This is a genomic window from Nocardia vermiculata NBRC 100427 (assembly GCF_001613265.1).
In the GTDB taxonomy this organism is placed as follows: domain Bacteria; phylum Actinomycetota; class Actinomycetes; order Mycobacteriales; family Mycobacteriaceae; genus Nocardia; species Nocardia vermiculata.
Genome location: NZ_BDCA01000021.1, coordinates 132,091 through 146,826, shown reverse-complemented (window position 1 = coordinate 146,826; position 14,736 = coordinate 132,091). Strand labels below are relative to the sequence as shown.

The following is a 14,736-nucleotide window of genomic DNA, read 5'->3' as shown; positions in this document are numbered from 1 at the left end:
ACCGGGCCCCGGGGACGGCGCCTGGCGACGCGGCGGTAACGGCCGGGCACCGGGCGGTTGGCCGCCGCCCGGGCGCGGCGGCTGACCACCGGGCCCGGGTTGCGGGCCGCGCGGGGGTCGACCGCCGTTCGGTCCATCGTCGTGAGGCGAAGTCACAGCCTGGATCTCCATAACTCGATACGGTCCGGATAGCTGGGTGCGGGCGGATGCCACCGGTGCGGGCCGGTCCGGGATCTGCGCCGCATATCAGTCGAGGTGCCGCATCACTCCGCGGCGGTCCGTCGGGTGCTGCTCCGGCGACGCCGTGGCGCCGGAGCGTGTCCCAGCACGTAGGACTGCACCAGATGGTTCCAACTACAGCTCCGGCACACCTCGACTACGTGTACCGAGAACTCTTCGCGAGTCTCGGCCAGCCGGACCAGTTCCTCGGGGGTTCGGGCCGAGCCCGCGACCGGTCCCAGACCCTCGCCGTAGACCCACGATACGAGAGTCAGTTGCTCCCGCCGGCAGATCGGGCATGTGACCTCGCTCCCCCGCCCGTGGAATTTGGCCGCCCGCAACAGGTACGGATTCGCATCGCACACTTCGGCGACCGCCACTCGGCCCGCATAGACATCGGCGAGCAGCGACCTGCGCCGGAGCGCATAGTCGACTACCTGCCGCTGAATTCGCACGCCCCCAGAGTACTGGTGTCGGCCGGGGCGCGGCATTACACGGAGACAAGGACCACGTTGGACGTCGGCCAACTATATCGGTCCGATATAGTTGGTAATCGCATCCATCGGTTAGGTCTGTTCAATACACTCAGGAGGTGAGGCCCGTGCTCGAACTCGCGATTCTCGGGCTGCTCCTGGAGTCACCCATGCACGGCTATGAGCTGCGCAAACGGTTGACCGGTCTGTTGGGACCGTTCCGGGCCTTCTCCTACGGGTCGCTGTACCCGACGCTGCGGCGCATGCAGGCCGACGGCCTGATCGCCGAGGAGAGCCCGGTCGGCGCGGTCACCCGCCGGGCTCGCCGGGTCTACCAACTGACCGACGTGGGTCGGGAGCGGTTCGGCGAACTGCTCGCCGACACCGGTCCGCAGAACTACACCGATGACGGCTTCGGCGTTCATCTCGCCTTCTTCACCCGTACCCCCGCGGAGGCGCGGATGCGGATTCTCGAGGGCAGAAGACGACAGGTCGAGGAGCGCCGAGAAGGACTGCGGGAGGCGATCAAGCGTGCCAGCGGCACATTCGACCGCTACACCCGCCAGCTCCATCAACTCGGTCTCGAATCGAGTGAGCGCGAAGTGCGCTGGCTCAACGAGTTGATTGCAGCGGAGCAATCAATGAAGGCGGCACCACAGAAAGAGGGAAATGTCGGCCATGAGTGATGTCAACCCGGCTGCTGAGATTCGCGTGGCCATCGTCGGCGTGGGTAACTGCGCCTCCTCGCTGGTCCAGGGCGTGCAGTATTACAAGGACGCGGACGAGAATTCGACCGTCCCGGGACTGATGCACGTCAAGTTCGGGCAGTACCACGTGCGCGACGTGAAGTTCGTCGCCGCGTTCGACGTCGACGCCAAGAAGGTCGGCTTCGATCTTTCCGACGCGATCTTCGCCAGCGAGAACAACACCATCAAGATCTCCGACGTACCGCCGACCGGCGTCACCGTGCAGCGGGGCCCGACGCTCGACGGCATCGGCAAGTACTACGCGGAGACCATCGAGGTCTCCGAGGCCGAGCCGGTCGATGTCGTCCGGGCGCTGAAGGATGCACAGGTCGACGTCCTGGTCTCCTACCTGCCCGTCGGCTCCGAAGACGCCGACAAGTTCTACGCGCAGTGTGCCATCGACGCCGATGTCGCATTCGTGAACGCGCTCCCGGTTTTCATCGCTTCCGACCCGGAATGGGCGCAGAAGTTCACCGACGCCGGGGTGCCGATCGTCGGCGACGACATCAAGTCTCAGGTCGGCGCGACCATCACGCACCGCGTGATGGCCAAGCTGTTCGAGGACCGCGGCGTGCAGCTGGACCGCACCATGCAGCTCAATGTCGGCGGCAACATGGACTTCAAGAACATGCTCGAGCGTGATCGCCTGGAGTCCAAGAAGATCTCCAAGACCCAGGCCGTCACCAGCAACCTGAAGAAGGAACTGGGCGCGGGCGATGTGCACATCGGCCCGTCCGACCACGTCGGCTGGCTCGACGACCGCAAGTGGGCCTACGTGCGTCTCGAAGGCCGTGCCTTCGGCGATGTGCCGCTGAACCTGGAGTACAAGCTCGAGGTGTGGGATTCCCCGAACTCGGCCGGCATCATCATCGACGCTGTGCGCGCCGCCAAGATCGCGAAGGACCGCGGTATCGGCGGACCGGTCATCCCGGCCTCCGCTTACCTGATGAAGTCCCCGCCGAAGCAGCTCGCGGACGATATCGCGCGCACTCAGCTGGAAGCCTTCATCATCGACGCGTGACGAGTAGTCACTCGATACGTGACGTAAGGCTGGGCCGCACGGATACCGTGCGGCCCAGCCTTGTTTCGTTCGCTGCGGTCGTTCGTCGGGTGGTGAGCTCTCAGTCGAGTGAGACGTATACCTCGACCGATGTCGGTCCGGTGTAGCGTTCCAGCTCCGCGGTGTGGGAGCGGGTGATGGTGCCGGCGTTCTCCGCCTGCGCGACCTTCGCCCATGCGGTGCGCAGCAGATCGTACGGCTTGTCGGACACGACGAACTTGGCGTAGCGGCCGGCGGGGACGCGGGTGATCACGTCGCCGGTATCGAGTTCGTCCAAGCCGGAGAGTTCGTAGCCCAGCACCGCCACCGCGTGATCGTCCTGACCGATGTAGGCGGCGACCCGGGAGGCGTCCTTCTCCCGGGACAGATAGCGGTCCCAGGTGAAATTCACCAGATCCAGATCCCGCGCGGTGACCTCGCGCCCGGCCAGCGGCACCGTGAGCCCGCCCACCAGACTCGGTTCCAGGGTGACGATTTCGAAGTCCACTCGTACCTACCTGTCGCTCTCGGCGGTGGAATTACCCGCTGCGCCAGTGGGGTTCGGCGAATCGTCGGCCAGTGCGACGAACACCTCCACCGTGCCCGCCTCCGGATAGTGCTCGAAATCGCCGGTGTAGGAACGAGTCAGCGCCCCGGCCGCCTCGAGATCCCACACGGCGCGCCAGATGGAGACGATGGTGTCGCCCAGGTTGTCACCAGTACGCAGGAATCTCGCGAACCGTGCTGCCGGGACGCGCGCCAGCACATCGCCGGGCTGCAGATCGTCGAGGCTGCGACAGCGGTAACCGAGAACATGCGTGAGATACGAACCGATCTCGGGTGCGTGGTCGACGTACGCGGTGGCCGGTGGCCCGGGTAGCTGCCGCGCCAACGTTCGTTTCCACGCCTGCTCCACCTTCTGCCGTCGCGGCCCCTCGACCGCCAGTGCCGGGCTGCGCAGCACCGTGCCCGCCACCAGTGTCTCGTGGCGCTCAACCACACTGAAATCCACCCGTGTCGCCCCTAATGTCTCGTGTCCGACCCGGTCCACCCTATCGGCGTGCGCGCGGAGATGGCCGGATAACTACGATTCGTTTCCTCACACCGTGCCGGATCGGTCCGATCAGCCCGGAACCGGGACTGTCAGACCTGGGAAGATCTCCACCTGCCGCGGTGCCGGTGGCGGAGGTGGCGGCGGCGGGATGATCACCGGTGGTGGTTCGGGTGCCTGCTGCTGCTCCGGCGGTGGTTGCAGCACATCGAAGGGGGCCTGGCCGGTCGGTTCGGGTTCGGCGGGCGCCTGCGGTACGACCGGCTCGGGTGCCGACGGTTGCGGAGCCTGCGCGAACGGCCCGGCCGAATTCGTGGGGGGGGGACCGGCCAACGGGCCGGTCGCGGTCGGTTCCGGAGTTGCGAACTGCTCCACCGGAGTTCCTTCCAGCGCACCGTCCATGGTTCGCTTCCAGATATCGGAAGGTAAACCGGAACCATAGATCATGCCGCCGCCCGCGGTCCGAATGGCCTGTGGCCGACTGCTTCCCACCCACACCGCGGTGGACAGTGAGGGGGTGAAGCCGATCATCCACGCATCCTTGTTCTGACCGGACTCGCCGTACTGGGTGGTGCCGGTCTTCGCCGCCGACGGCCGCCCGGCCAGATTGTGGCCGTTGGAATATCCGGCGATCGGCTGCATCGCCTTGGTCGCGGTGTCGGTGATATCGCGCGGAAACCGTTGCTGCGCTGCCGGTAGTGGTTCGCCCACTGCCGGATTGCCCCGATCGAGCAATACCCGTCCGTCGCCGTCGACCACCCGCTGCACGAAATACGGCCGGTGATACATCCCGGAATTCGCGACGGTCGCGTACGCCGAGGCCATATCGATCGGCCGGACCGAATACACGCCGAGCACGATCGCCGGTGCCGGGCCACCCTCCGGTTCGGTGAGCGTGGTGCCCTCGACGCCGGGGATGTGGTCCGGAATTCCGGCCTGATGCGCGGCATCGGCCACCGCGCGCGGGCCGATTTGTTCGGTGAGCCGGTAGAAGCTGGTGTTCAGCGAGCGTTTGAAGGCCTCGGCCAGACTGCAGGTGCCGCACGATTCGCCCTCGACATTGGTCACGTCGACCCCGTTCACCCGCACCGGGGAACTGTCCAGCTGATACGACAGCTTTATGCCCTGCTGCAGTGCCGCCAGCACTGCGAATGTCTTGAACGACGAACCGGTCTGCAGCGGGGCCTGTGCGAAGTCGTAGCCGACGCCGTCCTCGCCGCCGTAGTAGGCGCGTACTCCCCCCGACCGTGGATCGATCGACACCACGGCGGTGCGCAGATCCGGCGGCTGACCGTCGAGGCTGCGGTGCGCCGCATCGACTGCCGCCTGCTGTGCCTTCGCGTCGATGGTGGTCACGATCTGCAACGCGCCGGTATTGATCTCCTGGTCGGAGATACCGGCCCCGCGCAGCTCGTTCAGCACCTGGGTGCGGATGAGTCCGGCCGGTCCACGTGCGGAGTCGTCGTCCGGTGTGGATGCGGGGACGATATCCGGGAATTGCACCTGATCCCGGTTACCGAGCGCCAGCACGCCCATCGAGACCATGCCGTCGAGCACGTAGTTCCAGCGGGTCTTCAGCCGGTCGAGATGGGTTTCCGGGTCGAGGAGCGAAGGCGTGCGTACCACCGATGCCAGGACCGCACCCTCGGCGAGGGTCAATTCCGCGACCGGCTTGTCGAAGTAGGCGCGCGCGGCCGCGGCGATCCCGTAGGCGCCGCGTCCGTAGTAGATGGTGTTCAGGTACGCCGCGAGAATGTCGTCCTTACTCCACTGCCGGGCCATCTTCGCCGAAATCACCAATTCGCGCATCTTGCGGGACAGGGTGCGTTCGGAGCTCAGGAATGCGTTCTTGACGTACTGCTGGGTGATCGTGGAGCCGCCGCCGGCATCGTCGCGGCCGAGCAGATTGTCGCGGGCGGCGCGCATGAAGGCACTCGCCGAGAATCCCGGATTGCGGTAGAAATCGCGATCCTCGGCCGAGAGCATGGCGTCGCGCACGGTCTGTGGTACCTCCGACAGCGGTACCAGGGTCCGGTTGCCTTCCGGTGGAATGATTTTCGTCAGCACCGTGTTGCCGTCCGATGCGGTGATCGTGGCAACCTGATTACTGCGTACCGCGCCCGGATCGGGCACCTCGGCGCTCCAATAGGCGAGGGTCAGCAGCAGCGCCGGGATGGCGATGAAGATCAGGAACAGGGCCAGGATCAATCGCCGGATCCGTTGTCCGCGGGTGCGGGGTTTCCGTTCGCTGCTTTCGGTGGTGCGACGGCGCCGTGGGCGCCCGTTCGGGGGACGCGGGGGTTTGCCCGATGATTCCCACCCGGCGACCGAAGCGTAGGGAGCCGATTTCGGTCGACCGCGCTGCGGCTTGCGGGTAGAGCTCACGAGCATCTCCTCCCGGAGCGTCGGCGAACTTCACAAGACAGGTAGAAACCAGCCTACGTGCCGACGCAACCGAGCCGTCAGCTAACCCTCAGTAAACGTTACTCAGCTCTTGACGCCGCCCGCGGTGAGCCCGGAGATGATGCGCCGCTGGAACAACAGCACCATGATCACCAGCGGCACCGAAATGATGACGCCGGCCGCCATGATCGCGGCATAGGGCGCCACGTTCGGGTCGTTACCGGTGAAGAACGCGATAGCCACCGTCACCGGCTTGGTGTGGTCCCCGGACAGCAGGCTGGCCAGCAGATACTCGTTCACCGCGGCGATGAACGCCAGGATCGCGGTGGTGAACACACCGGGCGCGGCCAGCGGCAGCATCACCAGCCGGAACGCCTGGAACCGGCTGGCGCCGTCGATCCGGGCCGCCTCCTCCAACTCCCAGGGCAGTTCCGAGAAGAACGACGCCAGAATGTAGACCGACAACGGCAGCACGAACGAGATGTTCGGAATGATCATCGCCTGGTACTGGTCGATCCAGCCGATATCGGTGAACAACTGGAACAGCGGTGTCACCAGCACGACGACCGGGAACATCGACGCACTCAGGATGAGCCCGGAGACCAGGGTCTTACCCCGGAAACTGATCCGGGCCAGCGCATACGCTGCCATCGTGCCGATGATCAGCGCGATCACCGTGGTGGCGGCACCGATGATGATGCTGTTGAGCACCGCCCGGCCGAAATCGTTTCCGCGACTGGTATCGAACGCGTTGCGGAAATTCTCCAGCGTCAGGTGCGACGGCAACGGATTGTTGTCGAACGTGTACGCCGGATCCCGGAACGCGGTGACGGCCATCCAGTAGAACGGACCCAGACCCCACACCAGCACGATCAGGGCACCGACATAGGTCCGTGCCGACCGCCAGGGGGAGCGAGTCGAGGATCGCGTGGGAGTCGAAGGTCGTGTGGCCACGGTGTCAGTACTCATCGGGCCCTCCGTATCGTGCGGGACACCCGCGCCCGGTCGGCCCCGGTGAGCGCTGCGCCATGATGTCTCACCGGGCCCTCCTCTGCTCTTCCTGGGTGGCGACCGCATTCGCTCCCAGCCCCTTCACCAGGAAGAATGCCGCCACGAAGATCAGTAGGAAGGTGAGAATCGACAGGGCGGCGGCGCCGTGTGACTCCTGGCGGGTCTGCTCGACGACAAGGATCGAAATGGTCTGTGTCGCGGAGTTGCCACGCATCATGATCGCGGGCAGATCGTAGAGCCGCAGTGCGTCCATCGTCCGGAACAGGACCGCCACCAGCAGGGCCGGCTTCACCAGCGGCAACGTGATGTGCACGAAACGCTGCCAGGCCGTCGCACCGTCCACCTTGGCCGCCTCGTACACATCCCCCGGAATCATCTGCAGTCCGGCCAGAATCAGCAGCGCCATGAACGGCGTCGTCTTCCAGACATCGGCGACGATCACCGCGAACCGCGAGGCCCACGGATCGGTGGTCCACAGGATGTGGGTGTGCAGCACCCGGTTGACCACCCCGTCGTACTGGAACATGAACTCCCACAGCCGTGCCGTCACCGCGGTCGGAATCGCCCACGGGATCAGTACGGCCGCGCGCAGCAGCGCCCGCCCACGGAACGTCTTGGACATGATGGTGGCCATGCCCAGACCGATGGTCGCCTCCAGCGCCACGGTGACCACTGTGAACAGCAGGGTGACCCCGACCGCCGCCCAGAACTGCGAACCCAGATTGCCGGTGGGGCAGGATTCGACACCGCCGGGCAGCTGGCACTGCTGCAGCAGCCAGTGGGTGTAGTTGCTGAATCCGGCGTTCCCGCCTTCTTCGAACATGCCGGTCGCCGGGTCGAGCCCGGACGGTTTCTGGAACGACATCACCAGCGCGCTGATCACCGGATAACCGATGACTACCGCCAGTGCCACCAGCACCGGTGCGACGAACAACCACCCGCGCAGCGCAGGCAGCGATCGAGGAGAGCGGCGTCGCTGCGGCTTCGGGCTCTCCGGCTGATCGTCGGGTGGCACGAGTTCGGTCGCACCCGAAGGACTCGACACGTTCAAACTCTCCTACGGGCAGACTGCGGACAGGGTCAGGAGCCGGAACCGGCGGCTTCGATGCCCTTCTGCATTCCGCCGATCGCCTGATCGACGGATTCCTTACCGGTCAACGCAGCATATGCGTTGTCCTGGATCGCCTTCGACACGGCAGGGTAGAACGGGGTCACCGGACGCGGAACCGCGCTGGCGATCGAATCCTTCAGGGCGGGCATGTACGGGAACTTCGCGATCAGCGCCGGATCGTCGTACATCGACGCCCGCACCGGCGGCAGTGCGCCCTCGGCGACGATGCGCTGCGCATCCTCACTGATCAGGAAGCGCAGGAAGTCCAGCGCAGTGGCCTTGTGCTCGGAGTATGCGCTGATCGCGGCGTTGTAGCCACCCAGTGTGGAGGCGCCGATGCCGTCCTTACCGGGCAGCGGGGCGACACCGAAGTTGTCGCTCACCGCGGAGGCGTCGGAGCCGGCCACACCGTAGAAGTTCGGCCAGGTGCGCAGGAACATCAGTTTGCCCTGTGCGAAGGCGTTCTGGCTCTCGGGCTCCTTGAAGGAGATGGCCTCCTTGGGGATATCGCCGTTCTTGTAGGCGTCGGCGAGCACCTGCAGACCGGCGCGCGACTGCGGCGAATCCACGGTCGCGGTCTTGCCGTCCGGGCCCACGAACGAGCCGCCGTAGGCGTTGATGACCTCCGCCGCGTTCACGGTCAGACCTTCGTAGGGCGCGAACTGGCCCGCGTAGCAACCGATCCCGCGATCCCGCGCGATATTGCAGTCGGCCAGCAGTTCCGGCCAGGTCTTCGGCGGGTTCGGAACCAGATCCTTGCGGTAGTACAGCAGCCCGCCATTGGTGTTGCGCGGCGCGGCGTAGAGAGTGCCCTGGTAGGTGGCGCTGGCGACGGTCGGCGACAGCAGGGTGGAGGTATCGACGGAGAAGGAGTCCTTCAACGGCTGAATCCAGCCCTTGGCCGCGAATTCCGCAGTCCACGGCACATCCAGCGCCATCACGTCGTAGTCGGACTGCTTGGCCTTCATGTGCTGGGCCAGGTCGTCGTACTGCTGCGAGGCGTCGTTGGACTGCTCTTTGAAGGTGACCTGCTCGTCCGGATGACCGGCGTTCCACCGCTCGATGAGCTGCTTGACCGCACCGTTTTCGGTGGTGTCCTTACCCTCGACGTAGGTGATGGGGCCGCGGCCGTCCATGTTCTGGTTGATCGCGTCGTTACCGTTACCGCTGGAACAGGCGCTGGTGAAACCGGCGGTGAGCAGCGCAGCCGAGACCGCGGCCAGCGCGGCGCGGGACACCAGTGACGTGCGTCGTGAGGTGGCTCGCGCACGAGTCTTGTCCGAGAACGCCTTGTTCAAAGCCATCGATACTCCAGGGTCGTAAACGAACACAGCCCCCCGACGCGTGAGCGCCGGCACACTGCGCCGGTTGCACAAGGCAAGATACATTGTTCGGCTGCTCTGTGTGATTCCGGCGTGCTCCGCGGCCGGCGTGCGCTCGCAGCGCACGGACGTCCGCGGTGCCGTGTCGGTGGGTTCTCGTATCCTGGCGCTCGATGTCGACACCACTGGCTCCGGACAAGTTGCTCACCCGTATCGGTGGGCTGCTGCGTCAGGCCGAGTCGACCGACAACGAGCACGAGGCCGAGGCGTTCATGGCGGCGGCGCAGCGGCTGGCGACGCGTTCGTCGATCGATCTGGCGGTGGCGCGGGCGCATATCGCCGGCCGGGAACACCGGCCGGTGCCGACGCAGAAGGTCGTCCCGATCGGCGCCGCGGGTAAGAAGGGGCTGCGGACCTACGTGCAGTTGTTCGTGGCGATCGCCTCGGCCAACGATGTGCGCTGCGACGTCACCCGCACGTCGACGCAGGTGTACGCCTACGGTTTCGACTCCGATATCGCGACCTGCGAGGCGCTGTACACGAGCCTGCTGGTGCAGATGGTGCGGGCGTCCGACCAGTACATCAAATCCGGTGCCTACAAGGCCGCCACGGTCGAGAAGGTCGTCGTGGAGACCACCAGATGGGGCCGGAAGGTGCGCCGCCGCACGCAGGCCCCGGTGGCCGCGGTGACAGCCCGGCTCAACTTCCAGATGGCCTTCGCCGATCGGATCGGCCGGCGCCTGGCACAGGTGAAGTCCGATGTCGAGGCCGAAGCCGTTCGTGACGAGGAGCCCTCGGGTGCCCGAGGTGCCGGCGCAGCCGCGTCCACCGGAACCGCACTCGCCCTGCGCAACAAGGATCTGGAACTGACCGACTTCTACACCCGCACCTCCGAGGCGCGCGGCACCTGGCGCGGGCCACAGGAATCCACCGGATACTCCCCCGCGGCCCGCCGCGCGGGTGACCGCGCGGGTCGTCATGCGAGGCTCGGCTCCTCACCCGAATTGCCGGCCGCACGTGGCCGTCTGGATGCACCGGGCGCGTGAACACCCGGCACAGCGGACGTAGGAGCCGAATCGAACGCACGTCGCGCCTGACGATTTCGCACCGGGCGATCCTGCTGGAGCATCTCGACCCCTGTCGATCCGGACGCATTGCCTCGGGGAGCCGCGGTGCCGGCGCGTGATTCGCAGCGCAGCCGGGTGTACGACGCCGAGAACCTGGTGCGCCGGATGTTCGACCGTGCCGAGGAATCCGGTGCCCGCACGGTCGAACTGCACGGCTCCCACATCACGCTGCCGATCGAGCGGAGGTTCGCCTCGGTCGAGTCGGTTCAGGACTACGCCGACCGCGTCCTCGCCCTGAACTGGGTTCGCGCCCAATGGGAACGAGCACTCGAGCCACTGGCCGTGCGCGCCCGCGCCGGAACCGCCGCCGCACACTACGAAATCGGCCGCGCGGTTCTCGCGGTGCCGTTGCATTCCGGCGGAACTGCTTGGGCCCTCCGTGAATTGGTGATACTGCACGAACTCGCCCATCATCTCGAACCGGACAACGAGCGAGCCCCACACGGCCCGGAATTCTGCACCCGCTACCTGGATTTGGTGGATGGGATCATCGGCCCGGAAGCCGCGTTGTTACTGCGCACCACCCTCTACGACTGCGGTGCACGTATCGGCTGATCCTCAGAGCAGTCGCTGTACCCGCTCCAGCCGGTCCTGCCACCACTGCACCCGCTCGGGATCGGGATGTCGGAAGCGTTGCAGGAGTTCGGGATCGGGGGCTGGTGGGGTGTGCGGCACCGGCAGGCGACCGTCCACCGGACGCAACGAATCCGACACCACATCCCCGTCGAACAGGGTGACCGTGCCCAGTCCGCACGCGTAATCGAGTTCGGGCAGTGCTCCCGCGAGCGCGAGCTGTGCGGACAAGCCGACGCTGGTCTCGAGTGCCGAGGAGATCACGCACGGCAGCCCCGCCGCCTCGGCGACCTGCAATGCCCGGCGCACACCGCCGAGCGGCGTGCATTTCAGCACCGCGACATCCGCTGCACCGGCGACCGCTACCCGCAGTGGATCCTCGGCTCGGCGAATGGATTCGTCGGCGGCGATGGGAATGTCGACCCGTCGCCGCACTTCGGCCAGCTCTTCGATCGTGCGGCAGGGCTGCTCGGCGTACTCCAGACCGCCGGCGGCACGGTCGATCTGCTCGAGGTGCCGCACCGCGGTGTCGACATCCCACAGGGCGTTCGCATCCACGCGCAGCGCCCCCTCGGGGCCCAAGGCATCCCGCACCGCGGCCACCCGCTCGATATCCTCGGACAACGATTCGGGATGATCGGCGACCTTGATTTTCGCGGTGCGGCAACCGGATTCGGCGGCGATCGTGTACGCCCGCTCCGGGTCGACCGCCGGGACGGTGCAGTTGATCGGAATATGCGAGCGCAGTGGCTCCGGCCACCCGTGCTCGATCTGCTCCACCGTGGTGGCCAGCCAGTTGGCGGCCTCCCGATCGTCGTATTCGACGAAGGGGCAGAATTCGCCCCAGCCCCGCGGCCCCTCGATCAGCATCCCCTCGCGCACCGTGATGCCGCGAAACCGGTTGCGCAACGGAATGGCGTACACCAGGGCGGAGGCCGGATCCAGATCGCTCACCCGAGCCAGCCTAGCCAGGGCTGCGGTCCGGCCGGAGCGTCGGTGGCCCATCGCCACGCCCGGTACGGTGACCGCGTGACCGACCGTTCACCACTGCTCGACACCGCTCCGATCGCACCGCAGGCCGAGGGCATCGGATGTTTCCGCAGTGCCGCGGGCCGAGCCAGGTTCAGCGCCGCATACCGCGACGGTATGGCGACATTGCCGCCTCCGGACGAAACCCGGATTCTGGACACGTCGTTCGGCCGGACCACCGCCTACCGATTCGGGCCCGCCACCGCCGAGCCCCTGCTGCTGTTGTCCGGGCGGCAGGCCTCGACGCCCATGTGGCGGTCCAACATTCCCGGTCTCGCCGCACAGCGCACCGTATGGTCGATGGACAGCTTGGGCGAGCCGGGCGCGTGTGCGCAGACCGCGCCGATCACCGGTCCGGAAGATCAGGCGCGCTGGCTCGACGAAGCCATCGGGCAGCTGGCGGTCGACCGGGTGCATGTGCTGGGGGTGAGTATCGGCGGTTGGCTCACCGCGCAGACCGCAATCCACCGGCCCGGGCGACTGGCGTCGGCGATCCTGCTCGACCCGGCCATGACGTTCGCGCCGATCACCTGGAAAATGCTGGTGGTTTCGCTGGGCAGCGTGTTCCCCGCGATGCCGCACAGCCTCCGGCAACGATTGCTGAGCTGGATTTCGGGCGGCGTGCGAGTCGACGACTCGCTCCCCGAGGCCAGGCTGATCGCCTCGGGGATGCGCGATTTCGAGCAGATCCCGGTCCAACCCCGACGACCCACCGATGCGGAATTGCGCTCCATCTCGGTACCGCTGCTGGTGATCCTGGCGGGAAGCAGCATCGTGCACAACGCCGACCGGGCTGCCGAGGCGGCACGTACGGTCCCGGGTGCCGACGTGGAGGTGTGGGCCGGACGCTCACACGCCATCAACGGGGAGGCGCCTGCGCAGATCGCGGACCGAGTCGGCCGCTTCCTCGCGCAGCGCTCCGGCACGGTCTGACAGAACCTGGCCTTAGTCGTGGCAAGTCAGAGTGAGTATGATGAGACTCATGCCCGTGAAGCTGGAGCCACCCCTGCGCGATCTCAGCTCGTGGAAGCCGGACGGATGCTCCATCGTCAAGGCGCTGGACGTCGTGGGCACTCGTTCAGCCGTGCTGATCCTGCGTGAAGCCATCTACGGCACAACACGTTTCGATGGTTTTGCGGCGCGGGTGGGGATTACCGATGCCGCTGCCGCGGCCGCGCTGCGCAAACTGACCGACGCCGGACTACTACGCAAACAGCCCTATCAGGAGGAAGGTAAGCGCACGCGCAGCGAATACGTCCTCACCGAGATGGGCCGCGATGCGCTGCCCGTCGTCTTCGCACTGTGGCAGTGGGGCGACACCTATCTGCAGGACGGGGTCGCCCCGATGGAGCGCGTCGAAGACGCGACCGGATCGCCGGTCCGGGTAGAGCTGCGCAGCCCCACCGCAGAGGTGCAGCTCGAGGATATTCGGGTCCAGCTCAACAAGGACTGGCGCCGGCGGCGCACCGACGACTGAAGGCCGCCCGCTGGATCGCGGGCGACCTTCAGTGCGTGGCGGATCAGTTGCGTGGCAGCTCAGTTCAGACGCGATCCGCTGTCCGGATCGAAGAAGTAGGTGTGCTCCGCAGTCGTTGTGAGACTGAGCTTTTCGCCCTTCTGCGGCGGATTGCGCCAGTCCGTGCGGGCGACGATGGTTTCGTCCGCGCCCTCACCCAGGGTGCGCCCGTAGATGTAGGCGTCCGAACCGAGTTCCTCGACCACATCGATCTCCATCGTGATTCCCTCAGAATCACCGCTGCCCAGTTCGAGATGTTCGGGCCGGATACCGACGACCACACTGTCGGTGACCGTGTCGGTGACGGTCCGCGGCACCGGGACGGCGTGCCCGCCCAGCGTCACCGCACCGTCGGCCAGGGGCAGCGTGAACAGGTTCATCGCAGGTGAACCCATGAATCCGGCGACGAACAGATTCGCCGGGTCCCGATACAGGTCGCGCGGTGACGCGCACTGCTGCAGCAGACCGTCCTTGAGCACCGCGACCCGGTCGCCCATCGTCATCGCCTCCACCTGATCGTGGGTGACATAGACCGTGGTGGTGGCGAGGCGGCGCTGCAACTGCGCGATCTGGGTGCGGGTCTGCACCCGCAGTTTCGCGTCCAGATTCGACAGCGGCTCGTCCATCAGGAACACCTGCGGCTGCCGGACGATCGCCCGCCCCATCGCGACCCGCTGCCGTTGCCCACCCGAGAGCGCCTTGGGCTTACGGTCCAGATACGCCTCGAGATCCAGCAGCTTCGCCGCCTCCAGCACCCGCTGCTTCTGCTCGTCCTTGGGCACCTTCGCCATCTTCAACGCGAAACCCATATTGTCCGCAACCGACATATGTGGGTAGAGCGCGTAGTTCTGGAACACCATCGCGATATCGCGCTGTTTGGGCTCGGCATCGGTCACATCGTTGTCGCCGATCAGAATGCGCCCGGAATTGACCTCTTCGAGCCCCGCCAGCATGCGCAGCGACGTCGATTTCCCGCATCCGGACGGACCGACCAGCACCAGAAATTCACCATCGGCGATTTCGAGGTCCAACTGATCGACAGCCGGCGTACTGGCCCCCGGATACAACCGGGTGGCATGGTCGAAGGTGACCGTGGCCATCGTGAATCAATCCCTT

The 14,736-nt window shown here is 66.3% G+C and carries 15 protein-coding genes; 6 read left to right on the top strand and 9 right to left on the bottom strand.

All coding sequences use genetic code 11. From position 1 onward, the window contains the following. Positions 1 to 263: 263 nt before the first annotated feature. Positions 264 to 710 (bottom strand): DUF5318 domain-containing protein, encoded by a 447-nt coding sequence (locus NV2_RS21780; RefSeq protein WP_067877473.1) that lies wholly within the window; start codon positions 708 to 710, stop codon positions 264 to 266. A gap of 110 nt (positions 711 to 820) precedes the next feature. Between NV2_RS21780 and NV2_RS21775 the strand changes: the two genes are divergently transcribed. After that, the gene (locus tag NV2_RS21775; RefSeq protein ID WP_067877470.1) at positions 821 to 1,378 is read left to right on the top strand and encodes a PadR family transcriptional regulator; all 558 of its coding nucleotides are present in this window, start codon (positions 821 to 823) and stop codon (positions 1,376 to 1,378) included. Further along, positions 1,371 to 2,459 (top strand): inositol-3-phosphate synthase, encoded by a 1,089-nt coding sequence (locus tag NV2_RS21770; protein ID WP_067877557.1) that lies wholly within the window; start codon positions 1,371 to 1,373, stop codon positions 2,457 to 2,459. The genes NV2_RS21775 and NV2_RS21770 overlap by 8 nt, the downstream gene beginning before the upstream one ends. 100 nt (positions 2,460 to 2,559) lie before the next feature. Here NV2_RS21770 and NV2_RS21765 read toward each other — a convergent pair whose 3' ends face one another. The 6 genes from NV2_RS21765 to NV2_RS21740 form a co-directional block, all read right to left on the bottom strand. Further along, a complete protein-coding gene (locus tag NV2_RS21765) occupies positions 2,560 to 2,985 on the bottom strand; it encodes a GyrI-like domain-containing protein (protein ID WP_067877466.1) in 426 nt (141 codons plus the stop codon). 6 nt (positions 2,986 to 2,991) lie between these two features. Further along, positions 2,992 to 3,489, bottom strand: coding sequence for a GyrI-like domain-containing protein (locus NV2_RS21760; RefSeq protein WP_067877463.1), 498 nt, complete (start codon positions 3,487 to 3,489; stop codon positions 2,992 to 2,994). Between the two features lie 111 nt (positions 3,490 to 3,600). Further along, the gene (locus NV2_RS21755) at positions 3,601 to 5,919 is read right to left on the bottom strand and encodes a transglycosylase domain-containing protein (RefSeq protein ID WP_067877460.1); all 2,319 of its coding nucleotides are present in this window, start codon (positions 5,917 to 5,919) and stop codon (positions 3,601 to 3,603) included. A gap of 96 nt (positions 5,920 to 6,015) precedes the next feature. Next, a complete protein-coding gene (locus tag NV2_RS21750) occupies positions 6,016 to 6,900 on the bottom strand; it encodes a carbohydrate ABC transporter permease (RefSeq protein WP_084475231.1) in 885 nt (294 codons plus the stop codon). Between the two features lie 67 nt (positions 6,901 to 6,967). Further along, positions 6,968 to 7,897 carry a carbohydrate ABC transporter permease gene (locus NV2_RS21745; RefSeq protein ID WP_245662728.1) on the bottom strand — a complete coding sequence of 310 codons (930 nt, stop codon included), beginning with the start codon at positions 7,895 to 7,897 and terminating at the stop codon, positions 6,968 to 6,970. 125 nt (positions 7,898 to 8,022) lie between these two features. Next, positions 8,023 to 9,291, bottom strand: a complete 1,269-nt coding sequence (locus tag NV2_RS21740; RefSeq protein ID WP_245662727.1) for an ABC transporter substrate-binding protein — start codon at positions 9,289 to 9,291, stop codon at positions 8,023 to 8,025. A 269-nt stretch (positions 9,292 to 9,560) separates the two neighbouring features. Here NV2_RS21740 and NV2_RS21735 point away from each other — a divergent pair, with 269 nt between their 5' ends. Together NV2_RS21735 and NV2_RS21730 are read left to right on the top strand one after the other, a co-directional pair. Continuing rightward, positions 9,561 to 10,421 carry a DUF2786 domain-containing protein gene (locus NV2_RS21735; protein ID WP_174550619.1) on the top strand — a complete coding sequence of 287 codons (861 nt, stop codon included), beginning with the start codon at positions 9,561 to 9,563 and terminating at the stop codon, positions 10,419 to 10,421. 126 nt (positions 10,422 to 10,547) lie between these two features. Beyond that, positions 10,548 to 11,057, top strand: a complete 510-nt coding sequence (locus NV2_RS21730; RefSeq protein WP_067877448.1) for a TIGR04338 family metallohydrolase — start codon at positions 10,548 to 10,550, stop codon at positions 11,055 to 11,057. Between the two features lie 3 nt (positions 11,058 to 11,060). Here the strand turns inward: NV2_RS21730 and NV2_RS21725 are convergent, their stop codons facing one another. Next, entirely contained in the window at positions 11,061 to 12,029 is a 969-nt protein-coding gene (locus tag NV2_RS21725; RefSeq protein WP_245662724.1) for an o-succinylbenzoate synthase, read from the bottom strand. Positions 12,030 to 12,104: 75 nt separating this feature from the next. On the opposite strand from NV2_RS21725, the gene NV2_RS21720 reads away from it, so the two are divergent. Next, on the top strand, positions 12,105 to 13,037 hold the full coding sequence (locus tag NV2_RS21720) for an alpha/beta fold hydrolase (RefSeq protein WP_245662723.1): 933 nt from the start codon (positions 12,105 to 12,107) through the stop codon (positions 13,035 to 13,037). 49 nt (positions 13,038 to 13,086) lie between these two features. Continuing rightward, complete coding sequence (locus tag NV2_RS21715; RefSeq protein WP_067877442.1) at positions 13,087 to 13,581, top strand: winged helix-turn-helix transcriptional regulator; 495 nt, start codon at positions 13,087 to 13,089, stop codon at positions 13,579 to 13,581. A 59-nt stretch (positions 13,582 to 13,640) separates the two neighbouring features. On the opposite strand, the gene NV2_RS21710 is transcribed toward NV2_RS21715, so the two are convergent. Then, the gene (locus NV2_RS21710; protein ID WP_067877440.1) at positions 13,641 to 14,720 is read right to left on the bottom strand and encodes an ABC transporter ATP-binding protein; all 1,080 of its coding nucleotides are present in this window, start codon (positions 14,718 to 14,720) and stop codon (positions 13,641 to 13,643) included. Positions 14,721 to 14,736 lie beyond the last annotated feature (16 nt).